We start from the raw sequence: 16,876 nt of genomic DNA, 5'->3' as shown, positions 1-16,876 counted from the left end.
CTATCCGGTCACGCGTGACTGGAAGTGTGTCGGAAATCCGAAACTTATAGGTTGAAGAACGCGGATTCGAGTAGTATGTCGAGCCTGCTCCCAGCAGAGGCAGAGACAGAGTCGCGCGTCGCCGACGAGACCGGCGGCGACGTTCGCGTGCTTTCGCTCGACGACCCCGATGCCGCTCAGCTCATCGCTTGTCTCTCCGCCGACAACGCCCGGTCGATACTCTCGGCCCTCCACGACGACCCCGCAACCGCATCCGAACTCGCTGACGCCGTCGACACGTCGCTGCAGAACGCGCGACACCACCTCGACAACCTCCAAGACGCCGACTTGGTCCGCATCGTCAACACTCGCTACTCCGTCAAAGGACGCGAAATGACGGTGTACGCGCCGACGCGCGACTCGTTCGTCGTCTGCGTCGGCGACGACGACGACGTCCGGACTGTCGGTCGATCGCTCGAATAATCGCTTCGGCCCTCCGAGTCCGTCCTCCGATCCGCCGAGAGCCCGTTTGCTCGACGACGAGTTCCTCCTCCGATCTTCCGAGTGTTCAAATACGGGAACGCCGCCAGTCACCGACACCGATATGAACGCGGCGCAGCGACTGGATGACGTGAGTTGGCAGGCGGTCTTCGGCCACGACGAGCCGTATCCGGAGCAAGCCGACGGTATCGACGCGGCGGTCGGGACCGCCGAGGAGAACGGGTTTCTGGTCGTCGAGGGTGCCTGCGGAACGGGGAAGACGATGCTGGCGCTCACCGCGGGTATCGACCGCGTTCGGGACCCGGATTCCGACTACGAGCGCGTGCTGGTTCTGACGAGCGTCAAACAGCAACTCAGACAGTTCGAGGCGGACCTCCGGACGATCAACGACGGCCTCCCGGACGACTGGAACCCCGTCTCGGGGCTGACGCTCGTCGGGAAGGCGGACGTCTGCCCCTACAGCCGCGAGGGCGTCGCGGGCGTCGACGACGAGACGGTGTACGACCGCTGCGAGGGGCTCCGCGAGCGAACGCGGAATCTCGTGGGAGAGGGCGGCCAGACCTCGACCGGAAACCTCGTCTCGGAGGCCCGTCAGGCGCAGACCGGCCTCCTCGATTCGGGATCGACGCGGGGACCGGACTATCTCTCGACAGCGGGCGAGCCGACGCCCTACCTCCCCGAGACGGCCGAGTACGGTGACACCGAGTACTGCCCCTTCTACGCGACGTTCCTCGACGACGTGCCCGAAGACGGCGACCCGATCGAGGCCGTCCCGTTCGACGTCACCGAATTGGGCCACGTCGACACCGACGAACTCGTCCGCCTGAGCGCTGGCTACGGCACGTGTCCGCATTCGGTGATGGGCGCGGTGCTCCCCCACGTCGAAGTCGTCCTCGGTAACTACTACCACGCTTTCGACCCGACGACGGTCGGCTCGTTCACGGGCGCGCTCGTCGACGAGACGACCTTCGTCGTCTGCGACGAGGCGCATATGCTCGAACCACGCGTGCGCGACCTCGTGAGCGACGGCGTCGCCGACGCGACGCTCCGCGACGCCGAGAACGAACTGACCCGGGTTATCCAGCCCGTCGAGTTCGAAGACGCCGGGAAGGAGACTGCTGGGGGCGATCACGGGGGCGGCGGCAGCGCCGACGCCGACCTCGTCCGCGGGGAACTCGCCGACGCGGACGTCACGCTCCGGGAGATCCGCGAGACGCGGGAGTTCGTCTCCGACCTCCGCGCGGAACTCGACCGGCGCGTGAAGGCGCACCTCGATCGGACGCTTCCGGACTGGCGGGCGGACCTCTCACGGCTCGACGACGACGAGATCCCGCTGCGCGAGCCGGAAGAACCCGCCGTCGACGAGCTGACCGGGTGGGCCGAGGAATCCGGTTACGACGAGGCGGCGTGGCTGCGCGCCGAATCCGTCGGCGCGGTCGTCGCCCGCATCCTCAACGAAGCCGAGGAAGACGACGTTCGCCGCGCTGCCCCCGGCGTCGGGCGGACGCTCGCGAACTGGACGCGGACCGACCACGTGGCGTACTTCCGCGAGATCGAACTCGAACGGACGTGGGACGAGACGGCGCAGCCGGACTCGTGGCGACGCGCCTACAACGCCCGGCTCGCACTGCACAACTGCGTTCCGGGGGACGCCATCGCCGAGCGGATCGGCGAGTTCGGCGGCGGCGTGTTGATGTCGGCGACGCTCGCGCCGATGGACGTCTTCCGCGAAGTGACGGGGTTGGACGCGCTGGCCGACGCGGGGCGGCCGGTCGAGACCCGTACCTACGGGCTCTCGTTCCCGCCGGAGAACCGCGCGTCGTTCGCCGTCGACGTCCCGAAGTTCACGCACGAAAACCGCGGGGGACAGAGCGAGGAGAACCCGACGCGACGCGCGCACGTCGACGCCGTCTGCGACGTCGCGCGATCGCCGGGGAACGTGCTCGTCGGGATGCCGAACTACGCGGAGGCGTCGTGGATGGCCGAATCGCTCACCGAACGGCTCGACCGCCCGGTGCTCATCGATGAGTCCTCCGGCGACGACGAGACCGAGTCGCTGAAGGCCGAATTCTTCGGCGGCGAGCCGAAGGTTCTCGTGACCAGCCTCCGGGGAACGCTCACCGAGGGCGTCGACTACCGCGGCGACCGGCTGGCCGCGGCCGTCGTCTGTGGCGTCCCGATCATCGATACGTCCAGTCCCCGGACGCGCGCGCTGAAAACCGCGTACGACCGACGGTTCGGCTCAGACGGACGGGGCGGCCGAAGCGGCTTCGAGACGGCACTCACCGTCCCGGCGGTCAGAAAGGCCAGACAGGCCATCGGGCGGGTCATCCGCGGGCGCGAGGAGGTCGGCGTCCGCGCGCTGGTCGACGCGCGCTACGCGCGGGCCTCGTGGGACAGCGTCCGCGAGTATCTCCCCGAGACCGAGCGGACGGAGTTCGATCCGGTCAGTCCGGACATGCTCGAATACGGCGTCGAACGGTTCTGGACGGGCGTCGACGAGCGGCGTTAATCGAACTAGTCGATCGGTCGACGAGCGGCGTTAATTCGCTATAGGCGGGCGTATGCTAGCGCTTACGCGTCGGCGTCGCCGTCCGTTCGACACGCGTCAGAACAGAAGTGCTGCGTCCGTACCGTCCCGTCTTCGACCCGGGTGACGACGCGGTGCGTCGGCGATTGGATGATCTTCGAACCGCAGGCCGCACACGACGGCGCGTTGTCTTCGTCGACGTCTTCTCCGAGATCGGAAGTCGGATCTACCATCTCTTCGCGTTCGTTGGCGTCCGGGCACACTTTACTCCGTCCTCGGCGGCGGAACTTGCCTGTCAACAGTAGTGGTTTAGTACGTCCGTGGCAAAGAGAGCGTGTGGACTGAGATGTCCGATTCGCCCGGCGATCCCGAGAACCGCGTTTCGGTACCACGTGCCGAACGTAGCGACGACGACGTTGCGAACAGCCCCTTCGAGCTACGCAGCGTCGTGGTCCGCTACGAGAAGCGACCGGACCGATGCACGATTTATCCCCGCCGCGAGAGCTGTTGTGAACACGTCGACGCGTGGCTCTCTGCGGACGCCGCCGTCTTCGTCCCGCTCGACGAGATGCGATAACGGGCAGAACCGTCTCGGACGAGACCGCACTCGGGGACCGTCCTCAGACGTTCACGTCCTCGAATTCGTCGTTGACGATGAATCTCCCCTGCGGAGTGAGATCGATCGGCGGCTCCTCGGCGGTGATCAGGTCGTCCTCGTACAGCGAGGCCAACCGGGCTTCGAGTTCGCCGGCTCCGATGTCGAGCAGCGAGGCGAGGTCGATGTCCTCTGGCGTGGAGTACAGCCCGACGAGCACCTCCAGTTCGGACTCGTCGACGTCGACGTCGCGGACGTCGCTTTTGATCCAGTGATAGATCAACCGCAGATAGCGCCCGAGGATGTTCATTTTTCTTCGAGAGGTCATCGAGATCTCGGAGGTGACGGTCTGTCCGTTCTCGACGTGTTGGACCGACAGCACTAACTTGGCGTCGCCGTCGCTGTCGGTCCGCTCGATTACCTCGAAGAAGATCACCGACGCGAGATCGATCGAGAACGGCTCCTCCGAACCCGTGTCGACGTCGCCGTCGGGGAACGTGACCGATTCGTAATCGAGGTGGAGCCCCGTCTTCTGTGCCTCCGTGTCCATCACGCGACCGCCGACCTTGGCGGGATGCGTGACGAGCGCCGTCGATCCGTTGAGCGTCGCGCGGAACAGAAGCAGCGAGAACTTCTCGATCGTCTCTCTGTCTCCGCCGATAACAGTCGTCCGACGGTACTTCCCCTCGACGTAGCCGACCATCACCGTGTAATCGAAGAACTCCTCGACCTCTTGTGGGACCTGTCCGACGGCGATGTCGAAGACCGATGCGATCGGAATCGTCGTCTTCGTCTTCGAGGTCGCGAGAACGAGCCGGCGTCCGCTCATCAGCACTCGGCCTTTGACGGGATCGAACGTGGCGTCGCCGCCGGCGACGAAGTTGGCGACGAAGTCGACGACGATCGATTCGCCCGAGCCATCGCGTTGCTTCCCCGTCGACGTCGACTCCGCCGGCGTGTCGTTCGAGCCTCCCGCCTCGGGCGTCAGGTCTCCGTTGGCGGCGCGCTTTTGGAATTTTTCGAGCAGCTGTGAACGCTGTGCGGCGTCGTCTTCCTGACTCGAACCGTCGCTATCGGAGTCTGTGGCCGTCATACGCTGATCAGCCCCCCCGCCAGCGATGACGTCACGACGGCGCTTCCGCAGCCGATCCAGACCAAGACGACGAAGTGGAGATAGGCGTTTGCCTTGTGGCCGCCGTCGACCATCCGGATCATCAACGCCGAGAGCACGGCGTTGAACAGGATGACGAGCGAGAGGAGATACTCGATGAGCGGGATGTCGTAGACGCCGGCGTAGATCAGTTGGCCGAACTCGAACTGCGCGAGGTTCATACTCGACGAGAAGGTCGCGAGGATCTCGACGACTTCGAGGCCGATGAAGAAGGCGAACGACGCCGACGCGGTGATGCCGTACAGGACGCCGATGAGCGTGACCGTCGCCTGTTGTCGCTGTCGCCGGAGCTTCAGAACCTCGTTCATATTGTCCGAGATGAGCTCGCCGAGTTGTTTCGGCGTCCCGCCCATCTGTCGCCCCACGAGATACATCTCCGAGAACTTCTGGATGAGATACGAACTCGTCTCAGCCGTGAAGAAGAACCACGAGCGGTCGGGACCGACGCGCATATTCAACCGGACGTAGAGTCGATCGATCTCCCGGGAGAGGACGCCGAAGTCCTTTTCTCTGAGGGTTTCGAGCACCGCGCGGGTGGTCGATTGCTTGGCGCTCTCGGAGGCCCCGAGCGCGCGGATGAATCCGGGGTACTCCTCGTCGCGCTCTTTGATGTGGTTCTCGTGGTGACGGGCGACCAAGCCGGGAACCGCGAGCGGCGTCAACGGCGTCGCGATGAGAAGCGGGACCGGCGCGTCGAGCATCACTCGCTGGACGGTCTGTCCGATCTCCGTCCAACCCATCAGTCCGAGCCCGAGGATCCCGACGAAGACGAGGCTCAGCGCCACCGCCCCGTAGAGCGCGATGTCGATCTGGCGGTCGATCTTCGTCCGGTACTCCGGCTGTTGGTACCAAAGCGGGTCGTACGGCGACATCGTCTTGATGACGTAATAAAAGCCCAACTGCACGAAGACGAACAGCACGATGACCGCAGCGATCGTCATCGTCGCGTCCGTGCCCGTCAGGATCGGCAGCACGATCGCGTTGATGATCGCGAACGTCATCGACAGGATCATCGAGAGGTACAGGTCCTTCATCACTTCGAGGTTTCCGAGCGCGCCCTCGTAGACGGTCACGTACTTCTCGATCATCGTCCGCTGCTCGCCGAGCAGGAAGTCGTCGAGCGCCTGTCCGGCGTTCAACGAGTACGCGAGTCGATCGAGGAAGTCGCCCAGTTCCCGCGAGGGAACGGCCCGCGCCCGACGCTGGAGCGCGTCGTCGAGCGACTGGTTCCACGTGTCGACCAGTTCGGTGATCCGGCGCATCTCGACGGCGAGTTCGCCGTACTCCTCCTCGCGACCGAGCTGTCTGAACACCGCGACGCGGTCGATGTTCGTCGTCGACAACACGGTGAGGTGCGTGATCACGAGGTGCAGTTGGTTCTCCAGCCCCCGGCGCTGCTCTTCGACGAGCAGGCGAGGGTACAACACCCCGGCGAGGAGCATCAGCGCGCCGAGCAAGAAGATCGGAATCCGAACCAGCACCGGAAGCGGGAGTGCGATCGCGCCGACGATGCTGAGGACGAACAGGACGACCGTCGGTACGAGAACCGTGAGCGCGTACTTCCGGTTATCCATCGGCATCTGCTCGTACGCGTCGAGGACAGACGACGCGAATTCGCGGAGCTGCTGGCGCTGTGCGCCCAAGCCGGCGTCGACGTCCGTTCTCGTCTCGCTCACCGTTTCTCACTCCCGCGGTCGGACCCGGAGTGTGGGTCGCGCAATTCGACCGTCGACCCGGCGTCGTCGGTCGGTCGATTCCTCGCCATCATCACTCGAGCCTCGTGATGTCGAATGGGATCCCTTCGGTGCCGTCGCGCTGGAAGTCCTCGATGAACTCGTTGACCTCGTGGTAGCCGAGAATGTTCTCTTGGAGCGCGCGGCGGATGAGCTTCGCGCGGAACTCGATGTCGTCGTAGATCTTCCGCGTGTCGTCGTAGCCGAGCAGCGTCGCGATCTTCTCCTCCATAATGTAGGAGTTGTTGCGGCCTTGGAAGACGATCTGGTCCTCGACGGGATCCCAGTAGAACGCCTCGCGGGTGACGACCCCGCCCATCTCCTTGGAGTAGCCTTCGATCTCCTGTACGGAGGTCACGCGCCGCAAGGTGTCGTTGCCACGCTTGACGCGGTTCTGGAACAGCGCGATGTCGGCGTTCGACATGAACGTCTCGGGGACGTTGATCGGGTCGCCGGTGAACCGCTGGATCATCGAGACGATGTCGCTCGCGTGGAACGTCAGCATCACCGGGTGACCGGTCTGTGCCGCCTGAAACGCCATCCGACCCTCTTCGCCACGGACCTCGCCCACGATGATGTAGTCGGGGCGAGAGCGCAGCGCCGCGGCGACGAGGTCGAACATATCGACTTCGGAGTCCGTGCCGCGGCCCTCCCGCGTCAGCAGTTGCTGCCACGTGTTGTGCGGGGGAAGCACCTCGGCGGTGTCCTCCGCCGTGTAGATCTTCGAGTCCCGCGGGATGAACGACGTGATCGCGTTGAGCGTCGTCGTCTTCCCGGACGCCGTCTCGCCGACGACGAACACGGTTCGCTCGTTCTCCAAGGCGATCCAGAGATACGCGCACAACTCCGGCGAGAGCGTGCCCCACTTCGCGATCTGAAACACCGACAGCGGGACGTCATCGCCCTGACGAATCGTGAGCGACGAGCCCTTCAGCGACACGTCGTCGGAGTAGATGATGTTGATACGCGAGCCGTCCGGAAGCGTCGAGTCGACGATCGGATGGGCGTCGGAGACCGGGTCGCCGATTCGCTCGCCCATATTCCGGAGCCAGTTGTCGTACTGCTCGGAGTTGTCGAACTCGACGGTCGTCTCGAGGAGACCGAACTCGCCGTGGTCGACGTCGACCTGTCGCGGCCCGATCACGTGAATGTCCTCGTTCGCCGGATCGCGCATAATCGGCTCGAGCGGCCCGAGACCGACGATATCTCGGACGAGTCGGTACCGAACCTTCTCGTAGGTTTCCTCTGTGACTTCGAGGGGCCCGAGTTCGAGCCGCTGTACCAACTCCGCGAGGCGGCCGTTCCGTTCGTTTTCGAGGACGACGATCTCTTCGAGCAGCTCTTGGATCCGATCTTCGTACTCGGTCTCGCCGGCGGGTGCGGGCTTCGTCACCGACCGTTCGAGGAGTTTGTCCTTCACCTGATCGAAGACCTCGTGCTCGGGGGCGTTCAGCTCCGGCTCGATCGTGTAGTACTTCGTCGTCTCGCCGAAGTTCCCGTACACCTGGCAGTAGATCGGGCCGCCGAGGTGGTAGATGATGTTCGGTCGCCGCGACTCGTACCCGTCGGGGCCGTCGACGAACATCGGGAACTCGCCGGTGATCTGCCGGAAGCGCTTGAGGTGTTCGCGGAGATGGCCCCACCGACCCGCGTGCTGTCGGAGTTCGTCGTCGATCTTCGCGGAGCCGTGTTCGGTGGCCATTATGCGACACTCCTCGATTCGATGACGATGCCGATCCCCGAGCGAACAGAGAAACCGACGCGGTCGCCGACCTGCTCGCCCATTCCAGCGAAGCGTTTCACGAAGATGTTCCGTCGAACGTCGTTGCCGACTTCGACCATCTCGAGTTTGAGATAGACGTCGGCGATCGATCGGAACGGCCCGATCGCCTCCTCGTCGACCGTCGAGGGGTCGACGGTGAGCACGATCGTCTTCCCCTTCGTCGTCAGCTCGCGGAAGAAGGAGATGATCTCTAAGGCGGCCTGTCGCTCCTCGTTCTGCCTGACGAGCGCCTCGAACATCGGGTCGTTCCGGAGGATCGCATCGAAGGTGTCGATGATGATGACGTCGCCATCCCACATCGTCTCCGCGTCCATCATCAGGCGCAGCAGCTGTTTCCGCTCGTCGTCGCCGCCGCCGGTGAGCGCGCCGGAGGCGTCGATCTCGGCGGGGATGAAAAGGATCTCCTCGTCGAGCAGGGGCTTGACCACGTCGTAGTTCAGCGAGTGCATCTGGTCTAAGAACCCGCGGACGCCGAGTTCTGTCGAGACGAGCGTCGTGACGACGTTTTCCTGCGTGAAGCCGTAGGTGAACCGCTGAGAAAGCACGCTCTTTCCGGCCCCGTAGTCGCCCTCGATGAGCACGATCGACCCCTTCGGGATCCCGCCGCCGAGTTCCTTTTCGAGCCGGTCGTGGTCTTTCATTCCGATCGGGAAGTGATTCGAGCTCATCGGTTGAATCGGAACACCTCCTCGTCGCCGTCGACGACCAGCGTGGCGCGGTGGTCGCCCTCGTCTAAGACTAGATCGCCGATCGTCACCTCGACGACGTCGTGCGGAGCCCACTCGTCGGCGTCGGCATCGCCCGCGACGGACACGGAGACGTTCGCGCGGTACTGCGCGTCGACGATCACGTCGAACGTCTCGCCGGTCGCCGGTAAGGTCCGTCTCCCGGTGTTTTTCACGTACAGCGTGAGCTCGTCGTTCGTCTCGTTGTAGACGCCCGGCTCGGGGCTGCTGATGATCTCGATGTCGGTCCGGATGTTCTCTGAGACGTCCGCGCCGCGGTCGTCGAGAGAGCCGCTGATACCCGTTACGGTGTCGATGAGGACGCCCGCGACGCCCGCGGCGATGACGATGCTCGCGATGAACAGGATCAGGCTCGGAACGGACACGTCGGCCATCTAGCTCACCTCGACCGTCGAGTTGCTCGCGGCGACCCCGTTCTCGGCGACGACGGTGACGCGGTCGGGCTGAGACACGTCGTTGATGCGGATGACCAGTTTCTGATCGGCACCCCAGACGTCTGTCGAGAGGTCGTCCTCCACCTCGGTCGAGTCCGGAAGAACGTGCTCGTTGTCGAGCAAGAGACTCACTCCCTCGACGGAAAGCGTCGTCGTCCCCGTATTCGTCACGTTGATCTCCAAGGTGGAATCGTTATAGAACACGCGATCGATTTCCAGATCGGTGTTCCGCTGATCTAAGAGGTCCTCGCCCTTTTCTTCCCGTGCCTCGGTGATCTGCTCTGCGCTCCCGGCGGCCGCCGTATAGAGCGTCCCCGACGCGATCAAGACGCCGAGGAAGATGATCGCCGTCGACCCGCTAACGCCGAATCCCACTGACGCCACCCCCGAGCGCGGACAGTTCTTCGAGGAGCCGAGACTCGTCGACATCACCGGCGAGTCGGCTGATGTAGGTCAGACTCTCTCTGTGGTGCTCGACGCGGAGGTCCTGTGGCCGTTCGGTCGTGCTCGCGGTGGCCGCGTTGCGGACGTGTTCGCTCATCGTCCGCTCGACCGAACGGGTGATCCATCCCTGCGAACGGTACTGTCGAAGCGCTCGGGCAGCGCCGATCGCACCGCCGGTTTCGACGAGGAACCGCGTCCACTGCAGGGCGACGGATTCGGCTGTGTACCGCGCTGGCAACGCCGTCAGGTACGCGTCGCTCGCATCGCCATTTCCGGACTGCTGTTCGGCAGCGGACGTCGACGTCGCCTCGGCCGGCAGCGTTCCGTTCGTCGACGACGCGTCCGCCCCGTTGTCTACGGCCTCGTTGTCGGTCTCCACGCCGTCGGCCTCGAACAGCGTCTCGTCGGGGTCGACTGTCACCGCCTCTTCGGCCGCTTCGAGCGCGTCGCGGCGTTCGGATTCGTCTTCGGCCCCCACCGCGTCCTCGTCGGCGTCGGACTCGTCGGCTTCCGTCCCATCCGCTCCGTCTGCCGCGTCGACTTCTCCGCTCTCCTCCTCGCCGTCGACGTCGTCCCAGTCTTCGTTCTCCTCGTACTCGGCCTTCAGGTCGTCGAAGCTGGAGCCGCTCATCGCGTCGTCGTCCGCACTCGACTCTTCTTCGAGTGCTGCACCGGGATCTTCGCGTTCCTCCTCGGAGAGTTCGTCTTCCGCGGCGAGCTCTGCCTCGTCCGCTTCGGCGTCGAGATCGCCGAAGTCCTCGTCGAAGAACGATTCGGCGTCGGCGCTCGCGACGTCCGAATCGAGGTCGTCTTCGGTCTCTTCTTCCATCTCGAAGAGGCCGAACGCGCCGTCACCTTCCAGTCCGCCCATCTCTCGGGCGTCGTCGACGAACGGGTTGATGCCGCGGGTCACCATCTCGTAGATGTCGAGGAGTTTCCGGATGGTCTCGTCGAGTTCCTCGACGGTTTCGCCGATCTGTTTGTTCTCCTCGCGGACGGTGTTCATCCCCGAGGAGATCGAACTCACCTCGTTTTCGAGCTCGGAGAGGCGATCCTCCATATCGGCGATGGTATCGGAATCGACGTCTCCACCGCCGAAATCGCCGCCGTCGTCGAATTCGCCCATCTCGCCGTCGAGACCGTCCATCTCGCTCATTTCGTCGTCGAATCCACCCATCTCGCCGTCGAGGTCGTCGTCGAATCCGAGCCCATCGGTGGCGACGGTGTCGGACTCCTCACTCGAATCGCCGTCCATCCAGTCCATCACGCCCATCTGTGTCTCCTCCTGCTCCGACTCGGACGCTCGTTCGTCCTGTTCGGTCGTCGATTGGGGCCACGGAATCCCGTGGGTCGTCCCGATCGCGTGGTCCGACCGGTCCGGTCGTCCGGTCTCGGTGGAACAGGTATCATTAGATTATGTGTGCCAGCATCGATACAAGAAGGTTCCCACCAAATTATCGCTCGTGATAGAACCGGGTCGGCCGCAGATTTGCCTCGGACCGCGACTGAGAGCCTCTCGACTGTCCGCTCGGGAACAGCGACGGTGGTGAGAAGAATTATCCGCGTGCGGGACCGACCCGCTCGTAACACTCCCTGGAAGTGATCACACCTATGCCAGAATTCGTCAAGACCGGTGTCGAAGGGCTCGACTCGATCCTCAACGGTGGTATCGTCGAGAACGCCGCCGTGCTCGTCAGCGGTAACCCCGGAACCGGGAAGAGTATTCTCGGACTACAGTACCTCTATAACGGCGTCGAACAGTTCGACGAGGGCGGGATCTATCTCACCTTCGAGGAGACGAAAGACGATATCAGCGAGGCGGCCGAGTCCATCGGCTTCGACAAGTGGGACGACTTCGTCGACGACGGGCGGATCAAAGTGTACGACAAGCGCACGCTGCTCCGCAGCGGCGACTTCTCCTCGACGCTCGATACGATCCTCGAAGACCTCCAAGACACCCAGTACGATCGGCTCGTTCTCGACTCCTTGACGATGTTTCAGCTCTTTTTCGAAGAGGAGAAAGAGCAGCGGCAGTATCTCCTGAAGTTCATCGACATCCTGAAGGACAGCGGCCTCACCTCGATTCTGACGATGGAGCAGTCCGCGGTGTTCCCCGAGACCGAGATCGGCCTCGAAAACTTCCTCACCGACGGGAACATCTATCTTATCCAGTCACCCGCCGGGTCCACGTCTAACCGGTACATCTGGGTCGCGAAGATGCGAAAGCAGCCCATCAAGAACTCGATGTTCCCGCTGGAAATCGAGGAGGGCGGAATCAAGGTGTACGAACAGGCGGCCGGGTTCTCGATGGTCGGCGAGTCCGCACCGTGGTTCGCCGAAGACGAGGGCGGACTCGAGTAGTCAGGTCCAACTGTTTGTTTCTCTCGGTCCGATCGACGATCCCTCCGCCGACCGAGCTATCGCTCACGAGGATCGAAAGAACAGAAAACGAGGTTTAGTTGCGGTTCGAGGCTGAGATCAGGGCTCAGAGCTGAACCGGTTCGCCGGTGTCTTTCCCGGCGAGTTGCTGGGGCATCGTCAGGATGACCTGCGTCGTGCCGCCGGTCTGGCTCGTGATGTCCAGTTGAATCTGCTCGCCCGTACCGAGTCCCTCGCCCGCACCGCCGCTCTCGATCGCTGATGCATTGATCGTCACCTCGTAGCGATCGTCGCGGCTGTTGAGAACGCCGAAGGAGTCGTCGTTGTCTGTGACCTTCGTGAGGTTGAACTGGCTTTCGTTCCCTGCGGCGTAGTCCATATCGTCAGTACTGTTCGTCAGCGTCGTCACTTGGCTATCACTGAGGTACTTGATTGAGGTAGTATCCATATCCACCGCTCCCGATCCGGCGGCGAGTCGGACGGTCATCGTGATGTTGGCGATGTCGTCATTGCTGCCAACGGTACCGTGCTGGTTGATCACGTCGACGCGGTTCGTGACCTTGTCGACGCTCTCTTGGCCGGCGTCCTCCGCGGTCGCCTGCAAGAAGCCAGCAGTGTTCACGAGAACCCCCGCCGCGATCGCAGCGACGAGAACCATCGCGATGAATACGATGAGCGTGCCGATACCGACCTGACCGCGTTCGTCTTCGTCGAATATATCAAACATTGAGATTACTTAGAGTGGCACCGGATCGTTGTCGTCCTGTCCGGCGAGTTGCTGGGGCATCGTGAATATGGCCTGCGTCGATCCGCCGGAGCGACTGGTGATGTCGAGTTCGATCGAGTCACCGGTCGAAAGCCCCGCGCCGTTCTCCTCGACGAGCGACGCGTTGATCACGATCTCGTAGCGGTCGGCCTGCCCGTTCAGCACCGGGAACGACGCGTCGTCGTTATCATCGACTGCATACGCCGTGAACTCCGTTCCGTTGAGGCCGCTCTCGTAGCCGTCTTCATACTGTGAGACGTTGAGTAAGGTGCTTCCATCGCTGCTTGAGGAGTTCTTGTAGACGAGGTTCTTCGCCTTCGTGCTACTCACGTACTTTATCGTGGTGTCCTCGAGGTTGACTGCACCAGAGCCGGCCGCGAGCCGAACCGTGAGGTTAAGACTGTCGACGGCGAGGCTGTCGTCACTCGTTTCGTTGACGAGGCCGTGCGCACTGACCACGTCGAGTCGATTCGTCACCTTGTCGACGCTCTCTTGGCCGGCGTCCTCCGCGGTCGCTTGGAGGAAGCCTGCCGTGTTCACCAGGACCCCGGCCGCGATCGCAGCGACGAGGACCATCGCGATGAACACGATGAGCGTTCCGATACCGACCTGACCACGGTCGGCGTCGTTGTCTTCGAACATTGTTGTTGTGTGTCTCCAGTCCGACTCCCCATTCCGCTAGAGAGCAGACCGTTAACTCGACTGAGCAATGGTCCGTACATAATGGTATGGCCCCAGATATCAGCGGTGATAGTATCCGTAGACGAGTCTCGGCAGGTTATATAAAGAATTTTATATTATACACTTCCACCAGTACTGGCGCACCAAACAATCCAGCACAGAAATATCGACTGCTCGAAAGATGAGGTCGACGGTTGAGGGAATCAGAGATCGGTCGGCAGTACGCAGAATCCTTAGCACAGTACGTCTTTTGCCCCTGCCGATACGGAATTATCACCGTCAGTACGTCACGCACCCGACAAGCGAGCCGCTCACGGCGTGAGAGAAATGAAAAGTTGTGCTCGTCGTCAGTGCGAGGTGAGACCGGAGTTCAGAGCTTGACCGGTTCGCCGGTATTCTTCCCGGCGAGTTGCTGGGGCATCGTCAGGATGACCTGCGTCGTGCCGCCGGTCTGGCTCGTGATGTCCAGTTGGATCTTATCGCCCGTATTCAAGCCGTTGTAATCGTATCCGCCCTCGATATCGGACGCGTTGATCGTCACCTCGTAGCGGTCGTTCCCGCTGTTGAGGACGCCGAAGGATCCGTCGTCATCGGTGACCTCCGTGAGGTTGAACTGCGTGGCGTTCCCCGCGGGATCCACCATACCGTCCGAACTGTTCGTCAGCGTCTGGACTTCGTTGTCGCTGAGATACTTGATCGAAGTGGTATCCATATCCACTGCACCGGATCCAGCAGCGAGCCGGACCGTCAGTGTCATATTGGAGATCGTATCGTTCAGCCCGACGGTGCCGTGCTGGTTGATCACTTCGACGCGGTTCGTGACCTTGTCGACGCTCTCTTGACCGGCGTCTTCGGCAGTCGCCTGCAAGAAGCCTGCCGTGTTCACGAGCACTCCCGCCGCGATCGCAGCGACGAGAACCATCGCGATGAACACGATGAGCGTACCGATACCGACCTGACCGCGTTCGTCTTCGTTGAATAGTTGTTTCATTGTGTTACCTCAGAGTGCCACCGGATCGTTGTCGTCCTGTCCGGCGAGTTGCTGGGGCATCGTGTAGATGACCTGCGTGGAGCCGCCGGACCGACTGGTGATGTCGAGTTCGATCGAGTCTCCAGTAGAGAGACCTGCGCCGTTCTCCTCGACGAGCGACGCGTTGATCACGATCTCGTAGCGGTCGGCCTGCCCGTTCAGCACCGGGAACGACTCGTCGTCGTTGTCGTTCAGCGAGTAGGCAGTGAACTCCGTGGAGTTGAGACCCTCGTAATTATCTGAGGAATTGTACTTGTGAACGGGACCTAACGTTCCGTCACCTGTCTCTTTGTAGATGAGGTTCTCCGCCTTCGAGCTACTCACGTACTTTATCGTGGTGTCCTCGATGTTGACCGCACCCGATCCCGCCGCGAGCCGAACCGTGAGGTTGAGGCTGTCGACGTAGAGATCGCCGCCTGATTCGTTAATGAGGCCGTGAGAACTCACGACATCGAGTCGATTCGTCACCTTGTCGACGCTCTCTTGGCCGGCGTCCTCCGCGGTCGCTTGGAGGAAGCCTGCCGTGTTCACCAGGACCCCGGCCGCGATCGCAGCGACGAGGACCATCGCGATGAACACGATGAGCGTTCCGATACCGACCTGACCACGGTCGGCGTCGTTGTCTTCGAACATATTGTGTGTCTCCAGTCTGGTCCCTTCCCTCCGCGATGGCGGGTGGACCGTCACGCGAACCGATCAGCGGACTGCACATAATGCTATGTGCCTGAATATCACCACTGATATTCGGTAAATTTCGGAGATAGGTCCCGTCTCACCGAGGTCTTATCCGGGATCTCTTGTTCAGAACTGGAACAAGCGGAACAGGGCTTCGAGAATTGCGGTGCGTTTCCGACTGATTCCGCGTCAGATCGTACGAGCGCACCGCGAAGACTCGCGAACGCGCGTGCGCTCGCAGTGGAGGCTGCCTGTCTGTCTCGGTCGGCCACGAATCAGCGGGGTCCGCTACTCTTGAGAAATTTTCCGCCAGACGTCGTCGAGTTTGTTCTTCACTTCGGGACGGTCGGTCACTTGCACGTTGAGATCTTGGCCCTCGAAATTGATGACGATCTCGTCGATATCGCGACGGTAGACGTTCGTTCGGCGGTGTTCGTCCGAAAGGACGCGGTCGTGTAGTTCGAGTAATCCGGCACCCGTGAGCTCTTCGATGCGACGGTAACACGTCGCAATCGGAATATCGAGCATTTCACTGAACTCCTGTGCCGAGTGGGCTTCGTCGGCAGCGCGTAAGATATCGGGGTTGTACTCGTTCCCGAGCGCCGCGAGCGTCCTGTCAGACTCCATAGACGGCGCTACCTTCTAACCCAAATCACATGAATGTGACGGTCCGATCGGTTTCGGTATTGATACTGATATCCATCTGAGAGCGTCGGCCTCGTCCGGCAGTCGTTCGAGAGACGTTCGTCCTGCGATGGGCTTATTATCGCGCCGATGGCACCGTGGGGTATGGCTCCGTCGGATCTACCGGACGACGTTCCCGCGTCCGCACGCGAGGAAGAAGGCGTCGTCAGGCCCGACGATCTCGACTACACCGCCTCCGAGCGGGTCGCAGAGCTCTCCGACGGACGGTACGTTGTCGCGACCGATAACGACGAGTCGCCGTCAGTGGACGAAAATGCCGACGACGAGACCGTCGACGACAGAGGGACGCTCGCACGCCAGCAGATGAGCCGCTATCTTTCCGAACGCGACAGCGACTACGGGTTCGCGCTCACCGCGGCGTTCGACGGGGAGATCAAGCAACACGAGGGAGTATCCGACGACGTCGCGACATCGTTCGGAGATCTCGTGACGTGGTACGTCGAGCAGATCGACACGGAGGCCTCGCCGAGCGAAGCGATCGGAATACTGCTTCTCGCCTCGGAGACGTCGGTTACCTACCCGACAAACACGCTCGCAGCCGTTCTCCGGCAGCACGGCCTGTCGCTCGACGACTCGATTTCGGACCTCGTCGACGCGCTGCAGGACCACGCGTTTCGGATTCCGGCCGAGGACTAGTCGCGTGTGCGGCGCTCTCTCGCGGCTGATATTCCGTATCATCTGTGATAATGGGAGCGATGCGTTTATAGAGCGTTTCTCGGAAGAA

The 16,876-nt window shown here is 62.4% G+C and carries 18 protein-coding genes; 5 read left to right on the top strand and 13 right to left on the bottom strand.

The window, feature by feature from the left end:
* Window positions 1–75: 75 nt before the first annotated feature.
* Together U5919_RS03420 and U5919_RS03415 are read left to right on the top strand one after the other, a co-directional pair.
* Entirely contained in the window at window positions 76–462 is a 387-nt protein-coding gene (locus U5919_RS03420; protein WP_336022120.1) for an ArsR/SmtB family transcription factor, read from the top strand.
* 121 nt (window positions 463–583) lie between these two features.
* Complete coding sequence (locus tag U5919_RS03415; RefSeq protein ID WP_336022119.1) at window positions 584–2,992, top strand: ATP-dependent DNA helicase; 2,409 nt, start codon at window positions 584–586, stop codon at window positions 2,990–2,992.
* Between the two features lie 62 nt (window positions 2,993–3,054).
* On the opposite strand, the gene U5919_RS03410 is transcribed toward U5919_RS03415, so the two are convergent.
* A complete protein-coding gene (locus U5919_RS03410) occupies window positions 3,055–3,243 on the bottom strand; it encodes a DUF7576 family protein (protein ID WP_336022118.1) in 189 nt (62 codons plus the stop codon).
* 113 nt (window positions 3,244–3,356) lie between these two features.
* Here U5919_RS03410 and U5919_RS03405 point away from each other — a divergent pair, with 113 nt between their 5' ends.
* Entirely contained in the window at window positions 3,357–3,587 is a 231-nt protein-coding gene (locus U5919_RS03405) for a DUF7511 domain-containing protein (RefSeq protein WP_336022117.1), read from the top strand.
* Window positions 3,588–3,630: 43 nt separating this feature from the next.
* Here U5919_RS03405 and U5919_RS03400 read toward each other — a convergent pair whose 3' ends face one another.
* The 7 genes from U5919_RS03400 to U5919_RS03370 form a co-directional block, all read right to left on the bottom strand.
* Complete coding sequence (locus U5919_RS03400; protein ID WP_336022116.1) at window positions 3,631–4,698, bottom strand: CheF family chemotaxis protein; 1,068 nt, start codon at window positions 4,696–4,698, stop codon at window positions 3,631–3,633.
* The gene (flaJ, locus tag U5919_RS03395; protein WP_336023858.1) at window positions 4,695–6,356 is read right to left on the bottom strand and encodes an archaellar assembly protein FlaJ; all 1,662 of its coding nucleotides are present in this window, start codon (window positions 6,354–6,356) and stop codon (window positions 4,695–4,697) included. Before flaJ ends, U5919_RS03400 begins: the two co-directional genes overlap by 4 nt.
* A 187-nt stretch (window positions 6,357–6,543) precedes the next feature.
* Entirely contained in the window at window positions 6,544–8,211 is a 1,668-nt protein-coding gene (locus tag U5919_RS03390) for a type II/IV secretion system ATPase subunit (protein WP_336022115.1), read from the bottom strand.
* Entirely contained in the window at window positions 8,211–8,960 is a 750-nt protein-coding gene (arlH, locus tag U5919_RS03385; RefSeq protein ID WP_336022114.1) for an archaellum protein ArlH, read from the bottom strand. The genes U5919_RS03390 and arlH overlap by 1 nt, the downstream gene beginning before the upstream one ends.
* Window positions 8,957–9,412 (bottom strand): archaellum stator protein ArlG, encoded by a 456-nt coding sequence (gene arlG, locus U5919_RS03380; protein ID WP_336022113.1) that lies wholly within the window; start codon window positions 9,410–9,412, stop codon window positions 8,957–8,959. Before arlG ends, arlH begins: the two co-directional genes overlap by 4 nt.
* Complete coding sequence (gene arlF / locus U5919_RS03375) at window positions 9,413–9,847, bottom strand: archaellum stator protein ArlF (RefSeq protein ID WP_336022112.1); 435 nt, start codon at window positions 9,845–9,847, stop codon at window positions 9,413–9,415. It lies immediately after the preceding gene.
* Window positions 9,831–11,189 carry a flagella accessory protein C gene (locus U5919_RS03370; protein ID WP_336022111.1) on the bottom strand — a complete coding sequence of 453 codons (1,359 nt, stop codon included), beginning with the start codon at window positions 11,187–11,189 and terminating at the stop codon, window positions 9,831–9,833. The genes arlF and U5919_RS03370 overlap by 17 nt, the downstream gene beginning before the upstream one ends.
* Before the next feature lie 338 nt (window positions 11,190–11,527).
* Here U5919_RS03370 and U5919_RS03365 point away from each other — a divergent pair, with 338 nt between their 5' ends.
* Complete coding sequence (locus U5919_RS03365; protein ID WP_336022110.1) at window positions 11,528–12,277, top strand: RAD55 family ATPase; 750 nt, start codon at window positions 11,528–11,530, stop codon at window positions 12,275–12,277.
* A gap of 124 nt (window positions 12,278–12,401) precedes the next feature.
* On the opposite strand, the gene U5919_RS03360 is transcribed toward U5919_RS03365, so the two are convergent.
* The 5 genes from U5919_RS03360 to U5919_RS03340 all read right to left on the bottom strand — a co-directional run bounded on the left by U5919_RS03360 (window position 12,402) and on the right by U5919_RS03340 (window position 16,074).
* Window positions 12,402–13,022, bottom strand: a complete 621-nt coding sequence (locus U5919_RS03360; RefSeq protein ID WP_336022109.1) for an archaellin/type IV pilin N-terminal domain-containing protein — start codon at window positions 13,020–13,022, stop codon at window positions 12,402–12,404.
* A 9-nt stretch (window positions 13,023–13,031) separates the two neighbouring features.
* Window positions 13,032–13,703, bottom strand: a complete 672-nt coding sequence (locus U5919_RS03355; protein WP_336022108.1) for an archaellin/type IV pilin N-terminal domain-containing protein — start codon at window positions 13,701–13,703, stop codon at window positions 13,032–13,034.
* A gap of 409 nt (window positions 13,704–14,112) precedes the next feature.
* Window positions 14,113–14,733, bottom strand: coding sequence for an archaellin/type IV pilin N-terminal domain-containing protein (locus U5919_RS03350; RefSeq protein WP_336022107.1), 621 nt, complete (start codon window positions 14,731–14,733; stop codon window positions 14,113–14,115).
* A gap of 9 nt (window positions 14,734–14,742) precedes the next feature.
* On the bottom strand, window positions 14,743–15,405 hold the full coding sequence (locus U5919_RS03345) for an archaellin/type IV pilin N-terminal domain-containing protein (protein WP_336022106.1): 663 nt from the start codon (window positions 15,403–15,405) through the stop codon (window positions 14,743–14,745).
* Between the two features lie 330 nt (window positions 15,406–15,735).
* On the bottom strand, window positions 15,736–16,074 hold the full coding sequence (locus U5919_RS03340; RefSeq protein WP_336022105.1) for an ArsR/SmtB family transcription factor: 339 nt from the start codon (window positions 16,072–16,074) through the stop codon (window positions 15,736–15,738).
* A gap of 162 nt (window positions 16,075–16,236) precedes the next feature.
* On the opposite strand from U5919_RS03340, the gene U5919_RS03335 reads away from it, so the two are divergent.
* On the top strand, window positions 16,237–16,788 hold the full coding sequence (locus tag U5919_RS03335; RefSeq protein WP_336022104.1) for a DUF7500 family protein: 552 nt from the start codon (window positions 16,237–16,239) through the stop codon (window positions 16,786–16,788).
* The last annotated feature ends 88 nt before the right edge of the window (window positions 16,789–16,876 follow it).

Source organism: Halobellus sp. LT62 (assembly GCF_037031285.1).
In the GTDB taxonomy this organism is placed as follows: Archaea; Halobacteriota; Halobacteria; order Halobacteriales; family Haloferacaceae; genus Haloquadratum; species Haloquadratum salinisoli.
Note: the sequence above shows the minus strand (reverse complement) of the source record. Positions and strands in the feature narration are given on the sequence as shown.